Source organism: Ideonella sp. FW305-24 (assembly GCF_058788035.1).
This window is the reverse complement of record NZ_JBYTAI010000009.1, coordinates 97,161-120,572: the sequence shown is the minus strand read 5'-3', so window position 1 is coordinate 120,572 and position 23,412 is coordinate 97,161. Positions and strand designations below refer to the sequence as shown.

16 protein-coding genes are annotated in these 23,412 nt (G+C 68.3%); 11 read left to right on the top strand and 5 right to left on the bottom strand.

Annotated features, from left to right (window positions below; all coding sequences use genetic code 11):
- Position 1 precedes the first annotated feature (1 nt).
- Positions 2-1,048 (bottom strand): tRNA 2-selenouridine(34) synthase MnmH, encoded by a 1,047-nt coding sequence (gene mnmH / locus AC3WR5_RS22705; protein WP_492487361.1) that lies wholly within the window; start codon positions 1,046-1,048, stop codon positions 2-4.
- A 247-nt stretch (positions 1,049-1,295) separates the two neighbouring features.
- On the opposite strand from mnmH, the gene AC3WR5_RS22700 reads away from it, so the two are divergent.
- Entirely contained in the window at positions 1,296-2,738 is a 1,443-nt protein-coding gene (locus tag AC3WR5_RS22700) for a PPC domain-containing protein (protein ID WP_141291098.1), read from the top strand.
- Positions 2,739-2,796: 58 nt separating this feature from the next.
- Here AC3WR5_RS22700 and AC3WR5_RS22695 read toward each other — a convergent pair whose 3' ends face one another.
- Complete coding sequence (locus tag AC3WR5_RS22695; protein WP_231011155.1) at positions 2,797-5,436, bottom strand: [protein-PII] uridylyltransferase; 2,640 nt, start codon at positions 5,434-5,436, stop codon at positions 2,797-2,799.
- 9 nt (positions 5,437-5,445) lie between these two features.
- Complete coding sequence (map, locus tag AC3WR5_RS22690; RefSeq protein ID WP_492487359.1) at positions 5,446-6,249, bottom strand: type I methionyl aminopeptidase; 804 nt, start codon at positions 6,247-6,249, stop codon at positions 5,446-5,448.
- Positions 6,250-6,398: 149 nt separating this feature from the next.
- On the opposite strand from map, the gene purL reads away from it, so the two are divergent.
- Positions 6,399-10,424: a phosphoribosylformylglycinamidine synthase gene (purL, locus tag AC3WR5_RS22685; protein ID WP_492487357.1), complete on the top strand. Its 4,026-nt coding sequence runs from the start codon at positions 6,399-6,401 to the stop codon at positions 10,422-10,424.
- 303 nt (positions 10,425-10,727) lie between these two features.
- Here the strand turns inward: purL and AC3WR5_RS22680 are convergent, their stop codons facing one another.
- On the bottom strand, positions 10,728-11,912 hold the full coding sequence (locus tag AC3WR5_RS22680; protein WP_492487355.1) for an AI-2E family transporter: 1,185 nt from the start codon (positions 11,910-11,912) through the stop codon (positions 10,728-10,730).
- 291 nt (positions 11,913-12,203) lie between these two features.
- Between AC3WR5_RS22680 and AC3WR5_RS22675 the strand changes: the two genes are divergently transcribed.
- The 8 genes from AC3WR5_RS22675 (at position 12,204) to AC3WR5_RS22640 (ending at position 20,397) form a co-directional block, all read left to right on the top strand.
- A complete protein-coding gene (locus tag AC3WR5_RS22675) occupies positions 12,204-12,878 on the top strand; it encodes a glycosyltransferase family 2 protein (protein WP_492487354.1) in 675 nt (224 codons plus the stop codon).
- The gene (locus AC3WR5_RS22670; RefSeq protein WP_492487353.1) at positions 12,875-13,939 is read left to right on the top strand and encodes an acyl-CoA dehydrogenase family protein; all 1,065 of its coding nucleotides are present in this window, start codon (positions 12,875-12,877) and stop codon (positions 13,937-13,939) included. Before AC3WR5_RS22675 ends, AC3WR5_RS22670 begins: the two co-directional genes overlap by 4 nt.
- A gap of 1 nt (position 13,940) precedes the next feature.
- Positions 13,941-14,753, top strand: a complete 813-nt coding sequence (locus tag AC3WR5_RS22665; RefSeq protein ID WP_492487351.1) for a PIG-L deacetylase family protein — start codon at positions 13,941-13,943, stop codon at positions 14,751-14,753.
- A gap of 9 nt (positions 14,754-14,762) precedes the next feature.
- Positions 14,763-15,377: an SAM-dependent methyltransferase gene (locus tag AC3WR5_RS22660; RefSeq protein ID WP_492487349.1), complete on the top strand. Its 615-nt coding sequence runs from the start codon at positions 14,763-14,765 to the stop codon at positions 15,375-15,377.
- 209 nt (positions 15,378-15,586) lie between these two features.
- On the top strand, positions 15,587-17,341 hold the full coding sequence (gene kaiC / locus AC3WR5_RS22655; protein ID WP_492487347.1) for a circadian clock protein KaiC: 1,755 nt from the start codon (positions 15,587-15,589) through the stop codon (positions 17,339-17,341).
- A 1-nt stretch (position 17,342) separates the two neighbouring features.
- Positions 17,343-17,765: a circadian clock KaiB family protein gene (locus AC3WR5_RS22650; protein WP_492487345.1), complete on the top strand. Its 423-nt coding sequence runs from the start codon at positions 17,343-17,345 to the stop codon at positions 17,763-17,765.
- A complete protein-coding gene (locus AC3WR5_RS22645; RefSeq protein WP_492487343.1) occupies positions 17,762-18,100 on the top strand; it encodes a circadian clock KaiB family protein in 339 nt (112 codons plus the stop codon). The genes AC3WR5_RS22650 and AC3WR5_RS22645 overlap by 4 nt, the downstream gene beginning before the upstream one ends.
- A gap of 5 nt (positions 18,101-18,105) precedes the next feature.
- Positions 18,106-20,397, top strand: a complete 2,292-nt coding sequence (locus AC3WR5_RS22640; protein WP_492487342.1) for an ATP-binding protein — start codon at positions 18,106-18,108, stop codon at positions 20,395-20,397.
- 46 nt (positions 20,398-20,443) lie between these two features.
- On the opposite strand, the gene AC3WR5_RS22635 is transcribed toward AC3WR5_RS22640, so the two are convergent.
- A complete protein-coding gene (locus AC3WR5_RS22635) occupies positions 20,444-22,858 on the bottom strand; it encodes a catalase (RefSeq protein WP_492487340.1) in 2,415 nt (804 codons plus the stop codon).
- A gap of 259 nt (positions 22,859-23,117) precedes the next feature.
- Between AC3WR5_RS22635 and AC3WR5_RS22630 the strand changes: the two genes are divergently transcribed.
- Positions 23,118-23,336: a YMGG-like glycine zipper-containing protein gene (locus tag AC3WR5_RS22630; protein WP_325655180.1), complete on the top strand. Its 219-nt coding sequence runs from the start codon at positions 23,118-23,120 to the stop codon at positions 23,334-23,336.
- Positions 23,337-23,412 lie beyond the last annotated feature (76 nt).

Here is a 23,412-nt window from a genome sequence, read left to right as displayed (position 1 = left end):
GTCAGGCCAGCAGGCTGCGTGCAGCCGCCTGCAGCGCCGCCGCCTGGCCGTCCGCCAGCGGCAGCGCACGAACCGGCGCATTGCCGCGGCGCTGCTGCCTGTCGTACAGCGGGTCGTAGTGCTGGCTCAGCAGCTCGGGCAGGAGCTGCGTCCAGGCACCGGCCCGGGCCAGCGCCTGCCAATGGGCCACGGTGGCGTTGCCGCACAGGCTGTTCAGCTCGGCCAGGCGCTCGCACAGCGCTTCGGGCTGCGCGGTGAAGAACCGGTACTCGTCCAGCAGCAGCTCGGTGCGCGCCGGAATGTCCATCTGCAGTTCCACCCAGCCTGCCGGGGCCTGCAGTGCGGCCAGCACGCTGTCCGGCAGCTGGCGGGCGCCAATGCGCCGGCTCTCTGCCTCGACAAACACCGGCCGCCGCGGGTCGAAACCCTGCAGCTGCTGCCAGATCTGCCCCTCGAACTGTTTTTGCCCTGGCTGGGCCACGCCGGGCAGGCCGCCCAGCACCGAGCCGCGGTGGGCGGCCAGCGCCTCCAGGTCCAGCACCTGTGCCCCCTCGTCCGCCAGCGCTGCCAGCAGCCGGGTCTTGCCGCTGCCGGTGCGCCCGCGCAGCACCTGCCACTGGAAGCGGCCGGGCAGGGTGGCCAGGTCTTCGCGCACCTGGGCCCGGAAGGCCTTGTAGCCGCCCTGCAATTGGCGGGTGCGAAAGCCGATCTGCGCCAGCACCAGCGACAGGCTGCCCGAGCGCTGGCCGCCGCGCCAGCAATAGACCAGCGGCCGCCAGTCCTTGGGCTTGTCGGCCACGTGGCGCTCCAGCATGTCGGCGATGCGGCGCGAGACCAGCGCCGCGCCCTGCTTGCGAGCCTCGAAGGTCGAGACCTGGGTGTAGACCGTGCCGACATGGGCGCGCTCGGCGTCGTCCAGCACCGGCCAGTTGACGGCGCCCGGCAGGTGGTCGTCGGCGAACTCGGCCGGCGAGCGCACATCGATCACGCAATCGAACTGCGCTGGCTGGGCCAGCCAGTCCGGCACCTGGATGGGAGAAAAACTCATGGGAGGAAGGCGGGCATCGCGGCGATTGTCCGCTGGATCAAAGACAGGCCAGCGGTCACGGCCAGCCTTCGAAAAGGCCTCCGTTGCCAAATCCTTGCCACGCTTGCCCGGGAGACCGGCAAAAACCAGAAAAAACCAAGACCGGCGAGGACTCCGTTGCCGCACTGCTGGGCATGCTTCGCCGCATTGGTTGCCGGCGTGCCTGCATGCCGGTTTTTGCTTTCATCTGCCTTCGGAGCTCATCCCCATGTCCCAGTCCCGGACCTCGTCCCTCGCCTTGTTCTCCCGGCCCGCGTGGCTGGCCTGGGGCCTGCTGGCCACCGCTGCCGCCAGCGCTGCCTCGGATCCCTACAAGACGCCCGCCTCGTCGGTCGGCGCCATCGCGCTGGCCAACGACACGGTGTTGGCCGTCAGCGACGGTGGCGACACCAAGCGCTTCTACACAATCGACGTGCCCGAAGGCGCCGGCTCGCTGACCGTCAGTGTGACCGGCGGCAGCGGCGATGCCGACATGTGGATGGCCGCCGCCGGCAAGCCGGTCAGCAAGATGCACTATGACTGCTACACCGGCGCCGAAGGCAACAACGACGTCTGCACCTTCTACAACCCCAAGCCCGGCCGCTACACGGTCATGCTGAGCAGCATCTACATCGGCGGCTACACCGATGCGCAGCTGCTGGCCAGCTACACCCTGGGCACCCAGCAGGGGCCCAAGGCGATCAAGCTGGCGTCCGGCGTGCCGGCGCAGGTGTCCGGCGCGGCCGGCAGCTCGGTGCTTTACAAGGTCAGCGTGCCCAAGGGCACCTCGCACCTGGTGGTCAGCAATGCCGGCGGCAGCGGCGATGTGAGCCTGTCCATGAAGTACCAGCAGGAGCCCAGTCCGGACGGCAATGGCTGCGGCATGAGCTGCGACCAGGGCTTCCCCAAGGTCGGCACCTGGTACGTGAAGGTGACAGGCAACACCGATTTCCAGAACGTCGCGCTGACGGCCCAGTTGTCCACCCCGTCGCCCTTGACCGACCTGGGCAACGGCGTGCCGCTGACTGGCCTCAGCGGCAGCTGGGGCGACAGCGACATGCACTACTACAAGATCGACGTGCCCGAAGGCGCCGGCAAGCTGACAGTGGCGACCACCGGCAGCACCTCGGCCGACCTGCTGATGTATGTCAGCCGCGGCGAGGTGCCAAGCTGGTGGCAATACGACTGCAGCTCGGACGTGTTCGGCAATGGCGCCAACGAAACCTGCGTGTTCCCCACGCCCAAGGCCGGCACCTACTACATCGGCCTGAGGAGCTTCGACAGCTACAGCAACGTCGCCCTTACTGCCACCTATGAGCTCGGCGGTGGCGGCTACACCGGCGCGGCCTGCCCATCAGGTACCACGCAGCACGTCGGCACGCTGTACCGCGGCCAGGCGGCACGCTTCAAGTTCGACTCGGCCGGTGGCAAGGTTGGCGCGAAGATGACGGTGCAGACCGATTTCATGCACGACGAGATCTACCCGCTGGACTTCGACCTCTACCTGGAGCAGAAGATTGCCGACGGCCAATGGCAGGTCATCGGCTCGTCGACCAGCGTGAGCACCGATGGCACGGTGACGACGAAGACCGCGCCAGCCGGCATGCTGCGCTGGACCGTGACCGCGCTGGACGGCTCGGGCGACTTCCGCCTGTGCACCAGCGGCGAGTGAGCCGAAGGCGAGGCGCTGAAGGGCGCCTCGTGGCTTCATCAAGTTGCTGGCCTTGGCTTCAAGTTGCTGGCGCGATGGCGTCCAGCAGCTCGCTTTCCATCTGCAGCTGCACCTTGGGCTGGGCCAGCGTCATGCCGCTGATCAGGAAGGTGTCTTCCACCCGCTCGCCCAGGGTCGAGACCTTGGCGAGCTGCAGGCTGATCTGGTGTGCGCCCAGCACACGGGCAATCGCATACAGCAGGCCGGAGCGGTCGCTCGCGCTGACCGACAGCAGCCAGCGCTGGCCCCGTTCGTCCGGCCGCAACTGCACCCGCGGCTTGACCGGGAACGAACGCACCCGGCGCGAGACCCGGCCGCGGCTGGGCTCGGGCAGCGGCCCGCTGCTGGCCAGCGCCAGCGCGGCCTGCGTCTCGACCAGCGAGATCATGTCGCGGTAGGCGGTGGCGCCCTGGTCGTCGGCCAGCGGGTTCACGACCTGGAAAGTGTCCAGCGCGTAGCCGGTGCGCGTGGTGTGAACCTTGGCATCCTGGATCGAGAAGCCGGTGCTGTCGAAATAGCCGCAGATGCGGGCAAACAGGTCCGGCCGGTCCTGGGCATAGACCAGCACCTGCAGCCCTTCGCCGATGGGCGAGGGCCGGGCCCGGACGATGGGCTTGTCCGTCGCCAGGTGGCGCCACAGCGAGCGGGCATGCCAGGCCACTTCCGAGCCATCGTGCCGCGCGAAGTAGCTGACCTCCAGCGTGGCCCACAGCGGCTCCTCGGTGCCCGGCAGCGCCGAGTGCAGCGCAAGCAGGTGGCGAGCCTCCTGCTTGCGTGCCTCGATCTCGGCATCCGCGTTCGGCGCCGCGCCGCCCAGCGCACGCAGCGTGAGCCGGAACAGGTCTTCCAGCAGCTTGGCCTTCCAGGCGTTCCACACCTTCGGGCTGGTGCCGCGGATGTCGGCCACCGTCAGCAGGTACAGCGCGGTGAGGTGGCGTGCGTCGCCCACGTGGCGGGCAAAGGCGGCGATCACGTCCGCGTCCGACAGGTCTTCCTTCTGCGCCACACGGCTCATCGTCAGGTGTTCGCGCACCAGGAATTCGACCAGCGCAGCGTCGGCCTTGTCGATGCCGTGGTCGCGGCAGAAGCGCCGCACCTCGGTGCCGCCCAGCTCGGAATGGTCGCCGCCGCGGCCCTTGGCCACGTCGTGGAACAGCGCGGCAATGTAGAGCAGCCAGGGCTTGTCCCAGTTCGCCGCCAGCTGGGCGCAGAACGGATATTCGTGCGCATGCTCGGGAATGAAGAAGCGGCGCACATTGCGCAGCACCATCAGGATGTGCTGGTCCACCGTGTAGACGTGGAACAGGTCATGCTGCATGCGGCCGACGATGGCCCGGAACACCCACAGGTAGCGGCCCAGCACCGAGGTCTGGTTCATCAGCCGGAAGGCGTGGGTCTGGCCCTCGGGCTGCTGCAGGATCTCCATGAACAGCGCGTGGTTCACCGGGTCGCGCCGGAAGCTGCTGTTCATCACGTTGCGGGCGTTGTAGAGCGCGCGCAGCGTGCGGGCCGACAGACCCTTGATGCCGGGTGTCTGCTGGTAGATCAGGAAGGTTTCGAGGATGGCATGCGGACTGTCCAGGTAAAGGTCGTCGCGGATGACCTCCAGCATGCCGGCCCGGTCGAGGAAGCGGGCGTTGATCGGCCGCATCGGCGCCGTCTCCGAGCCCATGATGCGTTCCTCGATGTTCAGCATCAGGATCTGGTTCAGCTGGGTCACCGCCTTGGCGGCCCAGTAGTAGCGCCGCATCAGCACTTCCGAGGCGCGCTCGTTGCCGGTGCCGTGGTAGCCGAAGCTCTCGGCCACGGCGGTCTGCAGGTCGAACACCAGCCGGTCTTCGCGCCGGCCCGCCACCAGGTGCAGGCGCGCGCGGATCAGCTTCAACGTGCCTTCCTGGCGCTGCAGCTGCTTGACCTCGAACTGCGTCATCAGCCCCTTGGCCGCCAGCTCGCCCCAGGTCTTGCCCAGGCCTGCGGCGCGGGCCACCCACATCACCACCTGCAGGTCGCGCAGGCCGCCCGGGCTTTCCTTGCAGTTGGGCTCCAGCGAGTAGGGCGTGTCTTCGTACTTGACGTGGCGCTGGCGCATTTCCAGCGCCTTGGCGCGCAGGAAGGCCACCGGGTCCATGGCTTCGTCGGTCGCGCGGCGGAAGCGGGTGAACAGGCGGCGCGGGCCGCACAGGAAGCGGCTTTCCAGCAGCGCCGTCTGCACCGTCACGTCATTGCGGGCTTCGCCCACGCATTCGTCCACCGTGCGCACCGAGGAGCCGATCTCCAGCCCGATGTCCCAGCAGCCGGTGATGAAGTCCGACACGCCCGCCTGGCAGGCCGGGTCGGCCTCGGCACCGGCCGGCAGCAGCACCAGCACGTCAATGTCGGAATAGGGGCACAGCTCACCACGCCCGTAGCCGCCCACCGCCACCAGCACTGCGCCCCGCGGCAGGCAGGACTGGAACCACAGCTGGGCCAGCGTCGCGTCCACATGCCGGGCCAGCGCCCGTGCCAGTCGCGCTGCGCTGGTGACCGTGGGCCTGGCCTCGCGGAAATGGGTCAGCAAGGCCGCCTTGCCGTCCTTGAAGCGGCGGCGCAGCTCGGCCACCGGCACGGCGGCCTGCGGCGGGATCGGCGGCTGGATGACGGACTCTAGGACTGCAGACATCCGGTTTGTTCAGCCGTTGACGAAGGCCGGCGGGGGCGGGCTGCCTGCGGAAACCGTCAGCACTTCATAGCCGGTCTCGGTCACGACGATGGTGTGTTCCCACTGGGCCGACAGCGAGCGGTCCTTGGTGACGATGGTCCAGCCGTCCCCGGCTTCCTTGATCTCGCGGCGGCCAGCGTTGACCATCGGTTCGATGGTGAAGACCATGCCTGGCACCAGCTCTTCCAGCGTGCCCGGCCGGCCATAGTGCAGCACCTGCGGCTCCTCGTGGAACTTCAGGCCGATGCCGTGGCCGCAGAACTCGCGCACGATGGAAAAACCCTGGTTCTCGGTGAAGGTCTGGATCGAATGGCCGATGTCGCCCAGGCGCGCGCCCGGCTTGACCTTGACGATGCCTTTCCACATGGCTTCGTAGGTCAGCGCGCACAGGCGCTTGGCGGCAATCGAGCCTTCACCCACGACGAACATCCGGCTGGTGTCGCCGTGCCAGCCGTCCTTGATGACGGTGACGTCGATGTTGACGATGTCGCCATTCTTCAGCGGCCTGTCGTTCGGAATGCCGTGGCAGACCTGGTGGTTGATCGAGGTGCAGACCGACTTTGGGTAGGGCGTGTAGCCCGGCGGCTGGTAGTTCAGCGGCGCGGGAATGCCACCCTGCACGTTCACGATGTGGTCGTGGGCCAGCTTGTCCAGCGCTTCGGTCGTGATCCCGGGCTTGACGTGCGGGGTCAGCATGTCCAGCACTTCCGAGGCCAGGCGGCCTGCGACGCGCATGCCTTCTATGTCGGCTGCGGATTTCAGGGTGATCGTCATCCACTGATTATCCCATCGCATCGTAAAATGCCGGGTTTCCACGGGCGCAACTGGGGAACCAAGTCAGCAGATGGTGGGCATTCCTGCCGCTGGCTTTGTCACCAGACCCCGCAACCCGCGCCCGCACCGCCGCCAACCGACGGAACCCCATGTCCACAGCTTCCAAGCACCTGATGCACTTCGAGGGCGGCAACGCCCTTTCCGCGTTTCGCGCCGCCGCTTTGCTGCCGGCCCTGCAGGCCGCATGCCCGCGCATCGCTGGCGTGTCCGCCCGCCATGTGCACTGGGTCTGGAGCGACGCCCCGCTGGCGGCCGACGCGCACCAGAAGCTGGCCGAGCTGCTGACCTACGGCGACGCCTATGAAGCGCAGGCCGACGGTGAGCTGATCGTCGTACTGCCGCGCCTGGGCACCGTCTCGCCCTGGGCCTCGAAGGCAACCGACATTGCCCACAACTGCGGCCTGCCGATCCACCGCGTCGAGCGCGTGACCGAATTCCGGCTGACACTGAAGACCGGCCTGATCAGCACGCTGACCGGCGGCAACAAGCCGCTGAGCGCCGAGGAACGCGCCGCCTGCGCACTGCTGCTGCACGACCGCATGACCGAAAGCGTGGTCTTCGAGCGCGAAGCCTCGCAGCACCTGTTCGACGACAAGGCCGCCGAGCCGCTGGCCCATGTGGACGTGATCGGCCAGGGTCGCGCGGCCTTGGTCAAGGCCAACAGCGAGTTCGGCCTGGCGCTGTCGGACGACGAGATCGACTACCTGGTGAGCGCCTTCACCACGCTCAAGCGCAACCCCAGCGACGTCGAGCTGATGATGTTCGCCCAGGCCAACAGCGAACACTGCCGGCACAAGATCTTCAACGCCGAGTTCCGCATTGACGGCGAAGCCCAGCCGCTGTCGATGTTCGGCATGATCCGCAACACCGAGAAGCTGAACTCGCAGCACACCATCATTGCGTACAACGACAACGCCGCGGTGATGGAAGGCGGCCCGGTCGAACGCTGGCTGCCCGAAGGTTTCAGCGACGCCCCGAAGTACGGTGCTCGCGAGGAAACCGCGCACGTGCTGATGAAGGTCGAGACGCACAACCACCCCACCGCCATCTCGCCGTTCCCCGGCGCCTCCACCGGTGCCGGCGGCGAGATCCGCGACGAAGGCGCGACCGGCCGTGGCGCCCGGCCCAAGGCGGGCCTGACCGGCTTTTCCGTCTCCAACCTGAACCTGCCCGGCACCAATGAGCCCTGGGAACAAACGCCCTACGGCAAGCCCGAGCACATTGCCAGCCCGCTGCAGATCATGACCGAGGGCCCGCTGGGCGGCGCAGCGTTCAACAACGAATTCGGCCGGCCCGCGCTGGGCGGCTACTTCCGCGTCTACGAGCAGACGGTGGGCGAGGGCGCGGACGGCAGCGAAAACGCCATTCGCCGCGGCTACCACAAGCCCATCATGATCGCCGGCGGCCTGGGCATGATCTCCGACGGCCAGACCAGGAAGCTGCCGTTTGCCGCCGGCACGCTGCTGGTGCAGCTGGGCGGCCCGGGCATGCGCATCGGCATGGGCGGCGGCGCCGCCAGCTCGATGGCGGCCGGCACCAACACCGCGTCGCTGGACTTCGATTCGGTACAGCGTGGCAACCCCGAGATCCAGCGCCGCGCGCAGGAGGTCATCAACCACTGCTGGAGCCTGGGCGAAGGCAATCCCATCGTGGCGATCCACGACGTGGGCGCTGGTGGCATCTCCAACGCTTTCCCTGAGCTGGTGGATGGCGCCGGCAAGGGTGCTCGCTTTGACATGCGCAAGGTGCCGCTGGAAGAGTCCGGCCTGGCGCCCAAGGAAATCTGGTGCAACGAGAGCCAGGAGCGCTACACGCTGGCGATCGACCCGGCCAAGCTGGCACTGTTCGAGCAGATGTGCGAGCGCGAGCGCTGCCCGTTTGCCATCGTTGGCGTGGCGACTGACGAGCCCGAGCTGATCCTCGAAGACGGCCCCGGCGGTGAGCGCGTGATCGACATGCCGATGGACGTGCTGCTGGGCAAGCCGCCGAAGATGCTGCGCGACGTGAAAAGCGTGGCCCGCCAGCTGCCCGCGCTGGACCTGACCGGCGTGCCGCTGGACAAGGCCGCTCGCGACGTGCTGCGCCACCCGACGGTCGCCAGCAAGCGCTTCCTGGTCACCATTGGCGACCGCACCGTGGGCGGCATGAACCACCGCGACCAGATGGTCGGCCCGTGGCAAGTGCCGGTGGCGGACTGCGCCGTGACGCTGGCGGATTACAAGGGCTTCCGCGGCGAAGCCATGAGCATGGGCGAGCGCACGCCGCTGGCCGCACTCGACGCACCGGCCTCCGGCCGCATGGCCGTGGCCGAGGCCATCACCAACCTGCTGGCCGCACCTTTCGAGCTGAGCCGCGTGAAGCTCAGCTGCAACTGGATGGCCGCCTGCGGCGAGCCGGGCGAAGACGCCGCGCTGTACGAAACCGTCAAGGCCGTGGGCATGGAACTCTGCCCGGCGCTGGGCATCTCGGTGCCGGTCGGCAAGGACAGCCTGTCGATGCGCACCCGCTGGCAGGACGACGGCCAGACCAAGCAAGTGGTCGCGCCGGTCTCGCTGATCGTCACCGCCTTCGCCTCGCTGGAAGACGTGCGTGGCACGCTGACACCGCAGCTGCAGGACGGTGACACCACGCTGATCCTGGTCGACCTCGGCCAGGGCCAGGCCCGCATGGCCGGCTCCATCCTGGCGCAGACGCTGCAACGCTTCGGCGACAGCGTGCCGGACCTGGACGACCCCGCGCTGCTGAAGAACCTGGTCGCCGCCATCAACGCGCTGCGCGGCGACGCCAAGCTGCTCGCCTACCACGACCGTTCCGACGGCGGCCTGTGGGCAGCAGCCTGCGAAATGGCCTTTGCCGGCCGACGCGGCCTGAGCCTGAACGTGGACATGCTGGTCACCGAAGGCGACGGCATTTCCGACAGCCGCGCCGAAATGGGCGACTCGAAGAACTGGGCCAGCCAGGTCAGCGGCCGCCGCGAGGAACTGACGCTGAAGGCGCTGTTCAACGAAGAGCTGGGCGCGCTGATCCAGGTCAAGACCACCGACCGCGACGCCGTGCTGGGCACGCTGCGCGCGCATGGCCTGTCCAAGCACAGCCACGTCGTCGGCAAGACCAACGACAAGGGCGTGATCGAAGTCTGGCGCGATGCCAAGAGCCAGTTCAGCGCACCGCTGGCCGAGCTGCAGCAGCAGTGGGACGAGGTCAGCTGGCGCATAGCCCGCCAGCGCGACAACCCCGTCTGCGCCGACAGCGAACATGCGCTGGCCGGCAGCGGCGATGCGGGCCTGCACCTGTCGCTCACCTTCGACCCGAAGGAAGACGTGGCCGCGCCATTCATCCTGAAGAGCGCCACCCGCCCGAAGATCGCCATCCTGCGCGAGCAGGGCGTGAACAGCCACGTGGAGACCAGCTACGTCTTCAACCTGGCCGGCTTCGACGCGCACGACGTGCACATGAGCGACCTGCAGAGCGGCCGTGCCAAGCTGTCCGACTTCAAGGGCTTTGTCGCCTGCGGCGGCTTCAGCTACGGCGACACGCTGGGCGCAGGCGAAGGCTGGGCCCGCTCTGTCATGTTCAACCCCAAGCTGGCCGAAGACTTCGAGGCCTTCTTCGGCCGCCAGGACACTTTCGCGCTGGGCATCTGCAACGGCTGCCAGATGATGGCGGCGCTGTCGCCCATCATCCCCGGCGCGCAGGACTGGCCGAAGTTCACGCGCAACAAAAGCGAGCAGTTCGAAGGCCGGCTGGCGATGGTCGAGGTGCTGGAAAGCCCGTCCATCTTCTTCCAGGGCATGGCGGGCAGCCGCATGCCCATTGCCGTCGCCCACGGCGAAGGCTTTGCCGACTTCTCGCAACGCGGCAACGCAGCAACCGTGAAGCGCGCCATGCGCTGGGTGGACGGCGCAGGCCAGCCCACCGAGGTCTACCCGCTGAACCCCAACGGCAGCCCCGACGGCCTCACCTCCGTCACCACCGCCGACGGCCGCTTCACCGTGCTGATGCCGCACCCGGAGCGCGTGTTCCGCAATGTGCTGATGAGCTGGACTGGCGGTTCGGTGGACGAACTGAGCCCGTGGACGCGCATGTTCCGCAATGCGCGGAAGTGGGTGGGCTGAAAACCTGGTGAAGCCTGAGCGAGATCAGGCCGCCGGGGCGTATTGCTCCGCTCATGTCCTCCGACCAGGCTGCGCCCGGTCTCCCCCTTTACTTCGCTGCGCAACACGCCCCACCGTCCTGATCCGGCACGGGTATTGGCTGTGCGACGGTCGCCAAGTCCAAGCCTTTGCAGGCAAGGGCGTTGGGTGACTGCTGAAGCGAAGTAAAGGAGGAGACTGGGCGCAGTCCAGTCGGGGGACATGAGCGGAAGCAGTTACCCAATGCGTCTGCACGCACCAACCGAAGCAGGACATCCCTGAACTTCAGTTTCCCAGCAGTTCCCCCGCTGGGTGTAGCCCCTTCACCGAGTCACAAAACACCTTCACGATCATCAGGATGGGCACGCCCAGCAGCATGCCCCACACGCCCCAGAGCCAGCCCCAGAACAGGATGCCGATGAAGACGGCCACGGGGTTCAGGCGGCTGGTGCGGCTGGTCAGCCAGGGGGCGAGCAACTGGCCGGTGATGAAGCGGATGCCGAGTGACAGGCCGGCGATCAGCAGGGTGGATTCCAGCGTGCCCAGCTGCATCAGCGCGACCAGCGCCGCGCCGCCGGTCACCACCACGGTGCCCACGTAAGGCACCAGGTTGCAGACGGCGGCGACCAGGCCCCAGACCGCCGCGTGCTGCAGCCCAGCGGCCCAGAAGGCCAGGCCGGTGGTGAGGCCGACGATGGCGCTCAGCACCAGTTGCACCATCAGATAGCGTTGGACCTGGCGCACCACTTCGTCCAGCGCCTGCACGGTGACCTTCTTGTGCGTCAGCGTCGGCCCGGCGAGGCGGACCATCTTGCGGCGGAAGTTGGTGCCAGAGGCGAGCAGGAAGTAGGTCAGCAGGCAGACCGCGGCGGCCTGGCCGCCCAGGCCGAGCAAGCCCAGCGTGCCGGTCCACACATAGTCCTTGACGTTGAACTTGGGCTTGACCGTCTGCACCATCAGCACGCCCTTGGTGTTGGCGGCGCTGGCGGTGAGGGCGTTTTCGTCAGCGGCCTGCTCCAGCTGGGCCGCAGCCTTCTGAACACGTTCCAGCGCGCCGGGCTCGTTGCTGTGGCGGGCCTTCAGCGTCTGGCGAAGCTTCTGCGCGGCCTCGGGCAGCGACTCCATCAGCTGCGACGCGTCGTCGGCCAGCGCGTAGCCGGTCCAGCCCAGCCCGCCGACGATGGATGAAACAACCAGCGCGGCGCCCAGCCAGCGCGGCAGCCGCCACCTGGCCAGCCGCGTCACCACCGGCGACAGCGCGTAGTTGAAGATCACGCTGAACAGCACCGGGATGCACACAGCCGCTGCCCAGTGCAGCGTGTAGATGCACAACAGCGTGGCCATGATGGTCAGCGCCGCGGAAGGACCGGTGGGGCGCCAGCGCGGCGGTGCCACCTGCATGTCGACATGGGCAGGCACCGGCACGGACAAGGTGGCCGGTTCAAGTTCCGCAGCGGGTTGTTGTAGCAAGTGATCCTCCGGCGAACAGCAGGCACGGCTGCGGCCAGGAAGGGACGCTGCCGATGCAGTCGCGGGTTGTTGACCACGCGACCTTGCGAGGCTACGCCCCGGCGGTCGGCTTTCAAGTCGGCCAGACCGCGCAACGGCTGTAGGCTCAGTCCGATGACGGCCGCGGCACTGCCTTCGCCGCAGCAGTAGGGCCCAGCCTACGCAAAGGCCCGCCTGCGGCCGACGCTGGGAGACAGGCCGCGCTTTGATACTCGGTCCCGTCTGGCCGCCGGTCAGTGGTTGGAGAAGCTCTTGCTCGCTGTCATCGTGCCTGCGCACAACGAAGAGGCTCACCTGGATGCCTGCCTGGCCGCGCTGCGGCTGGCCACCGCCTGCCCCGAGCTCCATGGCGAGCCGGTGGCCTTGATCGTGGCGCTGGACAGCTGCAGCGACCGCAGCGAAGCCATTGCGCTGCGCCACGGCGCCGAGGTCATCGCGGTTCAGGCACGCAACGTCGGTGCTGCCAGGGCTGCCGGTGCGATGCGTGCGCTGTCGCTCGGCGCCCGCTGGCTGGCCTTCACTGACGCCGACACCCTGGTCGCGCCCGACTGGCTCAGCACCCAGCTGGATCTGAATTGCGACGCCGTTTGCGGCACCGTGGCCATCACCGACTGGGGCTTGCACTGCGAGGCAACCCGCCGCCACCACGACGCGCTCTACACCGACGCCGATGGCCACCGGCACATCCACGGTGCCAACCTCGCCGTCAGTGCGCGGGCCTATGTGGACGCAGGCGGCTTCCCGCCGCTGGTCAGCAGCGAAGACGTGGCGCTGGTGGCCGCGCTGCAGCAGCGTGGCGCGCGCATCGCCTGGTCGGCCCGGCCCCGGGTGACGACCAGTGCGCGGCGCGACCACCGAGCGCCGGCCGGCTTCGGCGCAACGCTGCTGCGCATGGCGCACGAGCTGAGCCGGGAGCAAGCCGAATGAACGCCCCCGGCATCCAGGCCGACGCCGCTTTTGCCGGGCTGTTGCCACGGCTTGACGGCGCGCTGGGCGAGCTCGACCTGCAGACCACCCCGGCGCATGCGCTGGCCCGGCTGCTGGCCGCCGGGCTGGACACGCTGCCGCTGCCCGGCCACGGGCAGACGTTGCTGCGCTGGCAGGCGCTGGCCCGGGCCGCTGCCTTCGACCTGTCGCTTGCCAAGCTCTACGAGGGCCACACCGACGCGCTGGCCATCCTGCACGAACTCAAGGCAGAACCCTTTCCCGACACCCGCTGCGCATGGGGCGTGTGGGCCGCCGAGCCGCCGGGTGCACGTGTCACGCTGCACGAGCGGCCGGATGGCACGCTGCGACTGAGTGGCCTGAAATGCTGGTGCTCGGGCGCGGCCAGCGGCAGCCATGCCTTGCTCACGGCCTGGCCGGAAGGCGACCGGGCAGGGCACGGGCCGCAACTGGTCGCGGTGGCGCTGCGTCAGCCTGGGGTGTCGGTCTCTGCACAGGCGTGGCAGGCGGTTGGCATGGCCGGCAGTGCAAGCCTGGACGTGAGCTTCGATGCGGTGCTGGCCGTGCGCGTGGGCCAGCCGGGCGATTACCTGTCGCGGCCCGGCTTCTGGCACGGCGGCGCCGGCATTGCAGCCTGCTGGTATGGCGGCGCGCAAGCCGTGGCGCGAGCCTTGTACGCCCAGCTCAGCTCGCCGAATGCCAGCCGTGACGCCTTGCGGCTGGCGGCGCTCGGCAAGGTCGACGTGGCGCTACAGGCCACTGCAGCGCTGCTGCGCCAGGCGGCGGCGAGCATCGACGCCCAGCCGCAGGTGCAGGCCCGTGCGCTGGCCTTGCGCGTGCGGCAATCGGCCGAAGCCTGCGCCCGGCAGGTGCTGGACGAAGTGGGGCGCACCCTGGGTGCCGGCCCGTTCTGCCGTGATGCGCATTTCGCCCGCCTGGCCGCCGACCTGCCCGTCTTCATCCGCCAAAGCCATGCCGAACGCGATCTGGCGGCGCTCGGCGAAAACCTGCTCACGCCAGCCACCGAACCCTGGAGCCTGTGACATGGACCTGCAAACCTTCTCCGACATTGCGCCCCCGGTCGCACGCGATCCTGGCTTGCCCGACCGTGCCATCCGCGGCGAAGGCACCGACGAAGCCACCTGGCTGGACTGGCCCGGCATGGCCAGGCTGCCGGCGCTGGACCTGGCCACCTGGTTGCCCGCGAACTGCCGCCTGGTGGTGGTGGCCCCTCATCCGGACGACGAAGTGCTGGCCTGCGGTGGCCTGCTGGCACGCCATGCCGGGCAGGGGGGCGACAGCCTCGTGATTGCCGTGAGCGACGGCGAAGCCAGCCACGGCGACCGCGACCCGTGGCCGGCCGAAGTGCTGGGCCCCGTGCGCCGGGCCGAGAGCGACGCCGGCCTGGCCAGGCTGGGCGTCTCGCCAGCCGCGGTCGTGCGGCTGGGTCTGCCGGACGGGCAGATTGCGCGGCACGAAGGCGCGCTGCAGGTGCGGCTCGCGGCGCTGCTGCGCGCGTCGCCGGTGCCGGACCTGGTGATCAGCACCTGGTCGCAGGACGGGCACCCGGACCACGAGGCCTGCGGCCGCGCCGCCGAGGCCGCGGCGCGCCAGCTCGGCTGCCGCTTCGCCGCGGCGCCGGTGTGGATGTGGCACTGGGCCAGGCCGGACGATGCCCGGGTGCCATGGCAGCGCCTGCATGCCTTGCCGCTTGCCATCGCACCGCGCGCCGCCAAGCTGCAGGCGCTGGCCGCGCACAGCAGCCAGCTCACGCCCAGGCCTGGCGACGAACTGCCGGTGCTGGGCGAGCAGATCATTGCGCGTGCCGGGCGGCATGCCGAATTCTTCTTCTGCTGAAGGCACGGCATGGCCCCGACCCGCGACGACTTCGAGGCCATGTTCGCCGCCGAAGAAGACCCCTGGCATTTCCGCTCGACCTGGTACGAACACAGGAAGCGCGCGCTGACCATGGCCTGCCTGCCGGCGCCACGCTACCGGTCCGCCTTCGAGCCCGGCTGCGCCAACGGCGAGCTCAGCCTGCTGCTGGCACTGCGCTGCGAACAGCTGTGCTGCAGCGACGGCGTGCCGCGTGCGGTGCAGATCGCCCGCGAACGCCTGGCGGACCAGCCGCATGTGCAGGTCAGCCAGGGCTGGGTGCCGCAGGACTGGCCGGTCGGCGGGCAGTTCGACCTGATCGTGCTCAGCGAATTTGTGTACTACCTGACGCTGCCCGAGTTCGAGCAACTGCTGCAGCGCCTGCGCAGTGGCTTGCTGCCAGGCGGCACCGTGCTGGCCTGCCACTGGCGCCCGCAGATCGATGGCTGCGCGCTGGATGCCGATGGCTTGCACCAGCGCCTGCACGGCGCGCTGGGCCTGAGCCGGCTGAGCAGCCTGGTCGAGCCGGACTTCCGCATTGACGTGTGGTGCAGCGACGCGCGCTCCGTCGCCCAGCGCGATCAATTGCGCAGCTCCAGCGCTTGAGCGCCAAGGCGCAACGGGCGTGGGCACACCGTGTGCCCCGGAGTTCAACGGTTTCGCATTTTGGAGCGCAGGGCTGATGGATTTCCGAGAACTTGCATGGCTTGCTGTCGTTCTGACAAACACGTTGCCGGGGGCGTCACAGCCGTGGGCCCGAAGATCGCCCGGCCGTCTCAGGCTGCGCCCTCACAGCAAGTTCCATCATTCCATCCATGCCACGTCAATCGACTTCCTCATCTGAAAGCTTTGTCCAGTCGATCTCCAAGGTGCCGACCGGCATTGCCGGCCTGGACGAGTTGACCCAGGGCGGCCTTCCGGCGGGACGGCCCACGCTGGTGTGCGGCGCTGCCGGGTCTGGCAAGACCATGCTGGCCGCAGAATTTCTGGTGCGGGGCGCGTCCCAGTTCAGGGAGCCCGGTGTCTTCATGCTGTTTGAGGAAACCGCGGCTGAACTCACCGAGAACATGCGCTCGCTGGGTTTTGACCTTGCGAAGCTGCAGCGCCAGAAGAAGATCGCCATCGACTTCGTGCGCGTAGAGCGCAGCGAGATCGAGGAAACCGGTGAATATGACCTGGAAGGATTGTTCATTCGCCTGGGCCATGCGGTCGACCGCATCGGCGCCAAGCGGGTCGTGCTGGACACCATCGAGGCGCTGTTCGCCGGCGTGTCCAACCACGCCATCCTTCGCGCGGAGTTGCGTCGCCTGTTCCGCTGGCTCAAGGACAGGGGGCTCACGGCCGTCATCACCGGCGAGAGAGGCGAAAGCAGCTTCACGCGCTACGGTCTCGAGGAATACGTGGCCGATTGTGTGATCCTGCTGGACCAGCGCATCGCCAACCAGATCTCGACCCGGCGGCTGCGGGTGGTGAAGTACCGTGGCTCTGCACACGGCACCAACGAGTATCCGTTCCTGATCGGCACCAACGGGATCTCCGTGCTGCCGATCACGTCGCTTGCGCTTCTGCACACGGCCTCTCATGAGCGCGTGCCCACCGGCATCCCGGGCCTGGATCAGATGCTCGGCGGGTTGGGCTTCTACCGGGGCAGCAGCGTGCTCATTTCGGGTGCCCCGGGGACCGGAAAGAGCAGCGTTGCCGCCAGCTTTGCCGACGCCGCCTGCGCACGGGGCGAGCGGGCCTTGCTCTTTTCCTACGAAGAGTCCAGGAGCCAGCTGCTGCGCAACATGCAGTCCATCGGGCTGCACCTGCAGCACTGGATCGACAAGGGCCTGCTCCACGTCGAGGCGACCCGGCCCACGCTGCATGGACTGGAACAGCACCTGGTGCACATGTACGACCTGGTCCGCGCATTCAAGCCCGACGTGGTGGCGGTCGACCCGATCAGCAACCTCACCGCGGGCGGCGACGACGCTGGCCTGCAGCTGACCCTGATGCGGCTGATCGACTTCCTCAAGACCTCCAACGCCACGGCAATGTTCACCACCCTGACGCCGGACGGTGGCCCGCAGGCCGTCGCGTCTTCGGAAGTCGGCGTGTCGTCGCTGATGGACAGCTGGCTGCTGCTCACCAACCTCGCTTACAACGGCGAGCGCACCCGCACCTTGCAGGTCCTGAAGTCGCGCGGCATGGCGCACTCGAACCAGGTCCGTGAATTCACGTTCTCCGATGAAGGCGTCGGCCTGGTCGACGTCTATCTGCACGGCGACCAGGTGCTGACCGGCACCGCCCGCATTGCCCACGAAGCACGGTTCCAGGCGGCCACCGACCTGCGGGGCCGCGACCACGCACGCCGCATGCGCGACCTGGCGAACCGCCGCAAGGCGCTGGATGCACAGATCGCGAGCCTGCTGCTGGAAGCCGATGAGCGCGCTGGCGAGGTCGAATTTGCCATCGCCCGCGAGACTTTCGAAGCCGAGGGCATCGCTGCGCGGGTCCGCGACATTGCCCAAGCGCGCGCTGCCCCGCCGCCCAAGGTCACCAAACGCAGCAAGTCGGGCGGGGCCTGAGATGGCAGGCAAGACCACGGGCGTCAAGACAGTGGCGGTCAAGCGCGCCCGGCCGAAGGTTGCGAAACTGACAGGTGCCGAACCGGCGGCGGCCAAGGCCAAGCTTGCCGGACCGAAAGCCGCGAAGCCGGCAGGCAAGCCCGAGTGGCAGCTGCGGCTTTACGTGGCTGGCAACACCGCCAAGTCCACAGCTGCGCTCGAGAACCTGAAGCGGCTTTGCGAGACCCACCTTGCCGGCCGCTATAGCATCGAAGTGGTGGACCTGCTGGTCAACCCCAGGCTGGCCGCGGGTGACCAGATCCTCGCGGTGCCGACGCTGGTGCGCAAGTTCCCGGAGCCCATCCGCAAGATCATCGGCGACCTGTCGAACGAGGAACGGGTGCTGGTCGGCCTGGATGTCCGGCCCATCGTGGCGAGAGCATGACCCAGCCTTCCGCGCAACGGAGCTCGTCTTCCGAGGCAAGCCTCGCCGAAGATGGCAGGCATGTGTATCGCCTGTACGTGAGTTCGGCGTCGCCGGTGTCTTCGAGGGCCATCGTGAACGCCCGGGTCTTTTTCGATGCCCATCTCCCGGGGAAGCATCGCCTGGAGGTGCTCGACATTGCCTCCCATGTCGAAGCCGCCCGCGGCGACCAGATCGTGGCATCGCCGACCCTCATCCGATTGTTGCCGCTGCCTCGCCGCCAATTCATTGGCGACATGTCCAACACTGAACGGCTTCGGAGCACGCTGGGCCTGAAGCCGTTGGATCCTGCCTGACCGCGATGCCATCCTCCATCGACAGCCCGCGCCAGGCGAATGCCTCCACGTCGGACCTGAAGGCGCTCGCAGCGGAAAACGCCGAGCTGAGGATCCGCCTGGGCGAGCTGGAGGACACGATAGGCTCCATCCAGCGTGGCGACGTGGATGCCATCGTGGTCAACGACGACATCTACGTGCTGGAAAGCGCGCACGCGGCCACCAACCGTCTTCGGCAGGACGTGCTGGGCCAGATGGACGACGCGGTCTTCGCATTCGACACCTCGGACCACGTCATCTACATGAATGCCGCGGCAGAGCGCCGCTACGGCGTGCTGGCGGCCGAGGTGCTGGGCCGTGGCCGGCACGAGGTGTTCACCGAGGCTGCAGCGAGTGTCGTGGGCGAGATGGACGCAGGTGCACCAGACAATGGCCGCCAGCGCGTCTCAGCCGTTCACCGGCTGGCCGATGGCGGCAGCATCGAGGTCGAGTCCAGCGTCTCGTCGTTGAAGGATGCGTCGGGCAGCGTCATCGGCACCTTGGCCGTCATGCGCGACGTGTCCGAGCGGCGCCGGGCGGACATGCGCCAGGGCGCCCTGATCCGCCTGAGCGACCGTTTTCGGGAGCTCGATGAAACGGCGGAGCTGGAGTTCGATGCCGCGGAGATCGTCAGCGAAGTCCTGGGGGCCAGCCGTGTGGGCTTCGGCACATGGGACGACGCCGGCGAGATGCTGCAGGTGCGGCGGGACTGGACGGCCCCTGGCGTGCAGTCCTTGGCGGGCGCAGTGCCGCTGCGCGAATACGGCTCTTTCGTCGACTCGCTGAAGAAGGGCGAGGTCATCTGCATCGCCGACGTGCGGCAGGACGTGCGCACGGCCATGTCGGCCGGCGTGCTGGAGCGCCTGGGCAGCCGCTCGTTCATGAACGTGCCGTTGATGGAGCAGGGGCGGCTGGTGGCCGTGATGTTCGTCAACCATGCGCAGGTTCGCCAGTGGTCCGCGGAGGAGGTTCACCTGCTCCGCGAGGTGGCCGAAAGGACGCGTGCGGTGATGGAGCGGGCCCGCAATGCAGCGGCGCTGCGGGCGAGCGAACAGCGCCTGCGCGAGGCCAACGAGACGCTGGAAGCCCGCGTGCAGTCCCGAACGCAGGAACTGCAGCGCGCGGAAGACGCGCTGCGCCAGGCCCAGAAGATGGAAGCCGTGGGCCAGCTCACCGGCGGCATTGCCCACGACTTCAACAACCTGCTGGCTTCGATGAGCGCCAGCCTGCAGGTGCTGCAGCGCAAGCTGGCGCAGGGCAAGCTGGACGGCGCGGAGCGCTACATCGGCATTGGCCGGGATTCGGTGCGCAGGGCCGCCGCACTGACCCAGCGCCTGCTGGCCTTTGCGCGCCGCCAGACGCTCGATCCCAAGCCAACCGACGTGAACCGGCTGGTCGCCGGCATGGCGGACCTGATTGCCCGCTCGGTAGGCCCGAACGTGGAGGTCGAAGTGGTGGGCGCGGCGAGTCTCTGGCCGACTCGGGTCGATCCCTCGCAGCTGGAAAATTCGCTGCTCAACCTGTGCATCAATGCCCGCGATGCGATGCAGCCCGATGGCGGCCGGGTGACCATCGAAACCGCCAACAAGTGGCTGGACGAGCGCGCAGCCGAAGAACACGATCTGCCGGTCGGGCAATACGTCGCCCTGTCGGTGACGGACACGGGTTCCGGCATGGCCCCGGCCGTCATCGAGCGCGTGTTCGACCCCTTCTTCACGACCAAGCCCTTGGGGCAGGGCACCGGGCTGGGCCTGTCCATGGTCTACGGCTTCGTGCGGCAATCAGGCGGGCAGGTGCGCATCTATTCGGAGCTGGGCCGCGGCACCACGATGTGCCTGTACCTGCCGCGCCACGTTGGCGCTGCGCAGGACGAGGAGGACGCCAGCGCCGTGGCCGCTGTCGAGACAGGCGACGGCGAGACCATCCTGGTCATCGAAGACGAAGAGAACATCCGCCAGCTCGTCGCCGAGGTGCTTCAGGAGGCCGGATACCACGTGATCTGCCGGGCGGACGGGCCCAGCGGACTGGCGGCGCTGCAGTCGAACGTCCGGGTCGACCTGCTGGTGACCGACGTTGGCCTTCCCGGCGGGCTCAATGGCCGCCAGGTGGCCGACCAGGCGCGCGTCGATCGGCCGGAACTCAAGGTGCTGTTCATCACCGGCTATGCCGAGAACGCAGCCGTCGGCAACGGGCTTCTGGCGCCTGGCATGTCCGTCATGACCAAGCCCTTCGAGGTGGCGGAGCTGGCGCACAAGGTCCGCCTGATGACCACCGAGTGAATGGCGGCCGTCACCGCGACAGGCACGGTGACGGCCGCCGGCTGACTCAGACCCGCGGCGGGTCGGTTTCCCGTGCAGGATGGCGGTGCAGCGCCAGTGCTGCAATGAAGGCCTTCGCCGCAGCAGCCGCATCGCCAGCCGCTTGCTCGATCACGCCGGGGTCGGCGCTGCCATCGGGCAGGTTGCGCGGTATGCCCGCCTGGTCCAGCAGCGCGCTGGCTTCGCCCAGGGCCAGCAGCGTCTTGCCATGCCGGTACTGGTTGACGATGAACTCCTGCGTGTGGCCCAGCTGCGAGAGCGCGCCCACGGCGGCTTCGCCAGCCGGCAGCACCACCGCGTCGAACACCACCGGCGGCGAGTTCTCCAGCGTGCCGCGCACGGCCAGCTTGCTGCCGTCCGCCGCGATCACCTGGCCCAGCTTGGGTGCGATCAAGGTGACCGCAGCCTGCTCGGCCTCCAGCGCGCTTTTCACCGCGGCCAGCGCGGCGCCGTCCACGCCGTCGGCCACCAGCATCGCGACCTGACGTGTGGCAATGCGGCCGTCGCCCGGGAAGGCCTTTTGCGACAGCCTGGCCGATTGCGTGACCTCTGGCTTGGCCGGCGTTTCAAGCGCGCGTGGCAGTGGGGCCGGCACGTCAATGCCCAGGCCTTCCGCCACCGCGGCTGCCAGTTCAGGCGACACGTTGACCAGCGAAGCCACCATGCGTTCGCGGATGGCCGGCACCGTCAGCTTGCTCAGCTCGAAGCGGAAGCCGGCGGCCAGGTGGCGCTGCTCCGGCGGGGTGAGCGAGTCGAAGAACAGGGTGGCCTGGGTGTAGTGGTCGGCAAACTTCTCGGGCTTGCCGCGCACCTTGTCTTCCTGCACCGGCTGCGGGAAGGACACAAAGCCCTTCATCGCGCCAGCCTGGAACGGGCAGCCGCCTGCCAGCGAGTTGGGCTCGTAGGCCACGCGGCCTCGGTTCACGGTGCGGCGGTGCATGCCGTCGCGCTGGTTGTTGGCGACCGGCGCGAGCGGCGCGTTGATCGGCAGCTCATGGAAGTTCGGCCCGCCCAGGCGCGAGATCTGCGTGTCCACGTAGGAGTGGATGCGACCGGCCAGCAGCGGGTCGTTGCTGAAGTCGATGCCGGGCACCACGTGGGCCACGCAGAAGGCCACCTGCTCGGTTTCGGCGAAGAAGTTGTCCGGGTTGCGGTTCAGCACCATGCGGCCGACCGGGCGCACCGGCACCAGCTCCTCCGGCACGATCTTGGTGGCGTCCAGCACGTCAAAGCTGAACTGTTCGGCCTGTTCCTCGCTGAAAACCTGCAACCCCAGTTCCCACTCCGGATACTGGCCGCTCTCGATGGCTTCCCACAGGTCGCGCCGGTGGAAGTCCGGGTCCATGCCGGCGATCTTCAGTGCCTCGTCCCAGACCAGCGAATGCACGCCGAGCTTGGGCGTCCAGTGGAATTTGACGAACTGCGACTGGCCTTCTGCGTTCACCAGCCGGTAGGTGTGCACACCGAAGCCCTGCATCATGCGGTAGCTGCGCGGAATCGCCCGGTCGCTCATGGCCCACATCAGCACGTGCGTGCTCTCGGGCATCAGCGAGACGAAGTCCCAGAAGGTGTCGTGTGCCGAAGCGGCCTGCGGCATGCCGTGGTGCGGCTCGGGCTTCACCGCGTGGATCAGGTCCGGGAACTTCATCGCGTCCTGGATGAAGAAGACCGGGATGTTGTTGCCCACCAGGTCCCAGTTGCCTTCGTCGGTGTAGAACTTGACCGCGAAGCCGCGGATGTCGCGCGCGGTGTCCACCGAGCCGCGCTCGCCGGCCACGGTGGAGAAGCGCGTGAACAGCGGCGTGATCTTGCCGGCGGCCTGGAAGGGCGCGGCCTTGGTCAGGTCCGGGATCGCCTCATAGCACTCGAAGAAACCGTGCGCGGCCGAGCCGCGGGCATGCACGATGCGCTCCGGGATGCGCTCGTGGTCGAAGTGCGTGATCTTCTCGCGCAGGATGAAGTCTTCCAGCAGCGCCGGGCCGCGCAGGCCGGCCTTCAGCGAGTTCTGGTTGTCGGCAATGGCCACGCCCTGGTTGGTCGTCAGCACCTGGCCGCTGGCGTCGGCGCGCGCGGCTTCCAGGTCGCCTTGCCAGGCGTTGGTGCCTGGGGCATGCGGGCCACGCGTTTTGTCCGAGGCATTGGCTTCGCTCAGCGTGCTGGCCGAGACGACCGGTTGCGCGCCGTCTGCGTGCTGGCCCTGTGGCGGCGAGATGGCGTTCGCATGGCCGATCTCGCCGGGCTTGTTGCTGTTGTGCGGCAGGCTGGCCACCAGCGCCTGCGTGGCACTGGCCTGGGCGGCAATGCCGTCGGGTCCGGGCTGGGCGGCGCCCTGGCTGGCGCCAGCGGCACCGCGGCTGGCCGCAGCAGGCCGGGTGGGCGCGGCGGTGGGCGGGCTGGCAGAGCGAGCGTCGGTCTTTTTCATGGGAGTCCTTTGAGCGGAGGTTGGCGCGGTCGCGCACGATCGTTTTGCCCCAGGGCAAGCGAGGTGCCGCGCCTGCAGGTCCGCATGGGTTGCAAAGACCTGCCTGGCCGCGCGTCGTCCTGGTCTGACAGCCGGAGAGGGCCATGACCGATGAGCGAGACGCTTGCGCAGGTCCAGACTCCACTTCACTGACCTCGGCACATGGGTCGGCGCCTGATCCAGGCATCGCAGTGCCGCCAACCCCAAAGGAGTTCACACCATGTCTTCATCCCTCCGTCTGGCCGCCATGGCCGCCCTGAGCGCCTCGCTGATTTCGCTGACGGCTTGCGCCGGCATGTCCAACCAGACCCGTGACACGGCAGTCGGTGCCGGCCTCGGCGCGATTGCAGGTTCCGTCATCACCGGCGGCACCACCGGCGGCGCTGTTGCTGGCGGCGTCATCGGTGGTGTGATCGGCAACGAAAACAGCAAGAAGTAATTCCTGCTTCGAGTTCGCGGCCTGCCTTGTGCAGGCCGCTGCGGCTCGGCCGGTGCAACCAGCCTTCCCATGGGAT

Bases quoted from the DNA above. Each gene is read 5' to 3' on its own strand.
- mnmH (WP_492487361.1), bottom strand. From the start codon at position 1,048: ATGAGTTTTTCTCCCATCCAGGTGCCGGACTGGCTGGCCCAGCCAGCG.
- AC3WR5_RS22700 (WP_141291098.1), top strand. From the start codon at position 1,296: ATGTCCCAGTCCCGGACCTCGTCCCTCGCCTTGTTCTCCCGGCCCGCG.
- AC3WR5_RS22695 (WP_231011155.1), bottom strand. From the start codon at position 5,436: ATGTCTGCAGTCCTAGAGTCCGTCATCCAGCCGCCGATCCCGCCGCAG.
- map (WP_492487359.1), bottom strand. From the start codon at position 6,249: ATGACGATCACCCTGAAATCCGCAGCCGACATAGAAGGCATGCGCGTC.
- purL (WP_492487357.1), top strand. From the start codon at position 6,399: ATGTCCACAGCTTCCAAGCACCTGATGCACTTCGAGGGCGGCAACGCC.
- AC3WR5_RS22670 (WP_492487353.1), top strand. From the start codon at position 12,875: ATGAACGCCCCCGGCATCCAGGCCGACGCCGCTTTTGCCGGGCTGTTG.
- AC3WR5_RS22665 (WP_492487351.1), top strand. From the start codon at position 13,941: ATGGACCTGCAAACCTTCTCCGACATTGCGCCCCCGGTCGCACGCGAT.
- AC3WR5_RS22660 (WP_492487349.1), top strand. From the start codon at position 14,763: ATGGCCCCGACCCGCGACGACTTCGAGGCCATGTTCGCCGCCGAAGAA.
- kaiC (WP_492487347.1), top strand. From the start codon at position 15,587: ATGCCACGTCAATCGACTTCCTCATCTGAAAGCTTTGTCCAGTCGATC.
- AC3WR5_RS22650 (WP_492487345.1), top strand. From the start codon at position 17,343: ATGGCAGGCAAGACCACGGGCGTCAAGACAGTGGCGGTCAAGCGCGCC.
- AC3WR5_RS22645 (WP_492487343.1), top strand. From the start codon at position 17,762: ATGACCCAGCCTTCCGCGCAACGGAGCTCGTCTTCCGAGGCAAGCCTC.
- AC3WR5_RS22640 (WP_492487342.1), top strand. From the start codon at position 18,106: ATGCCATCCTCCATCGACAGCCCGCGCCAGGCGAATGCCTCCACGTCG.
- AC3WR5_RS22635 (WP_492487340.1), bottom strand. From the start codon at position 22,858: ATGAAAAAGACCGACGCTCGCTCTGCCAGCCCGCCCACCGCCGCGCCC.
- AC3WR5_RS22630 (WP_325655180.1), top strand. From the start codon at position 23,118: ATGTCTTCATCCCTCCGTCTGGCCGCCATGGCCGCCCTGAGCGCCTCG.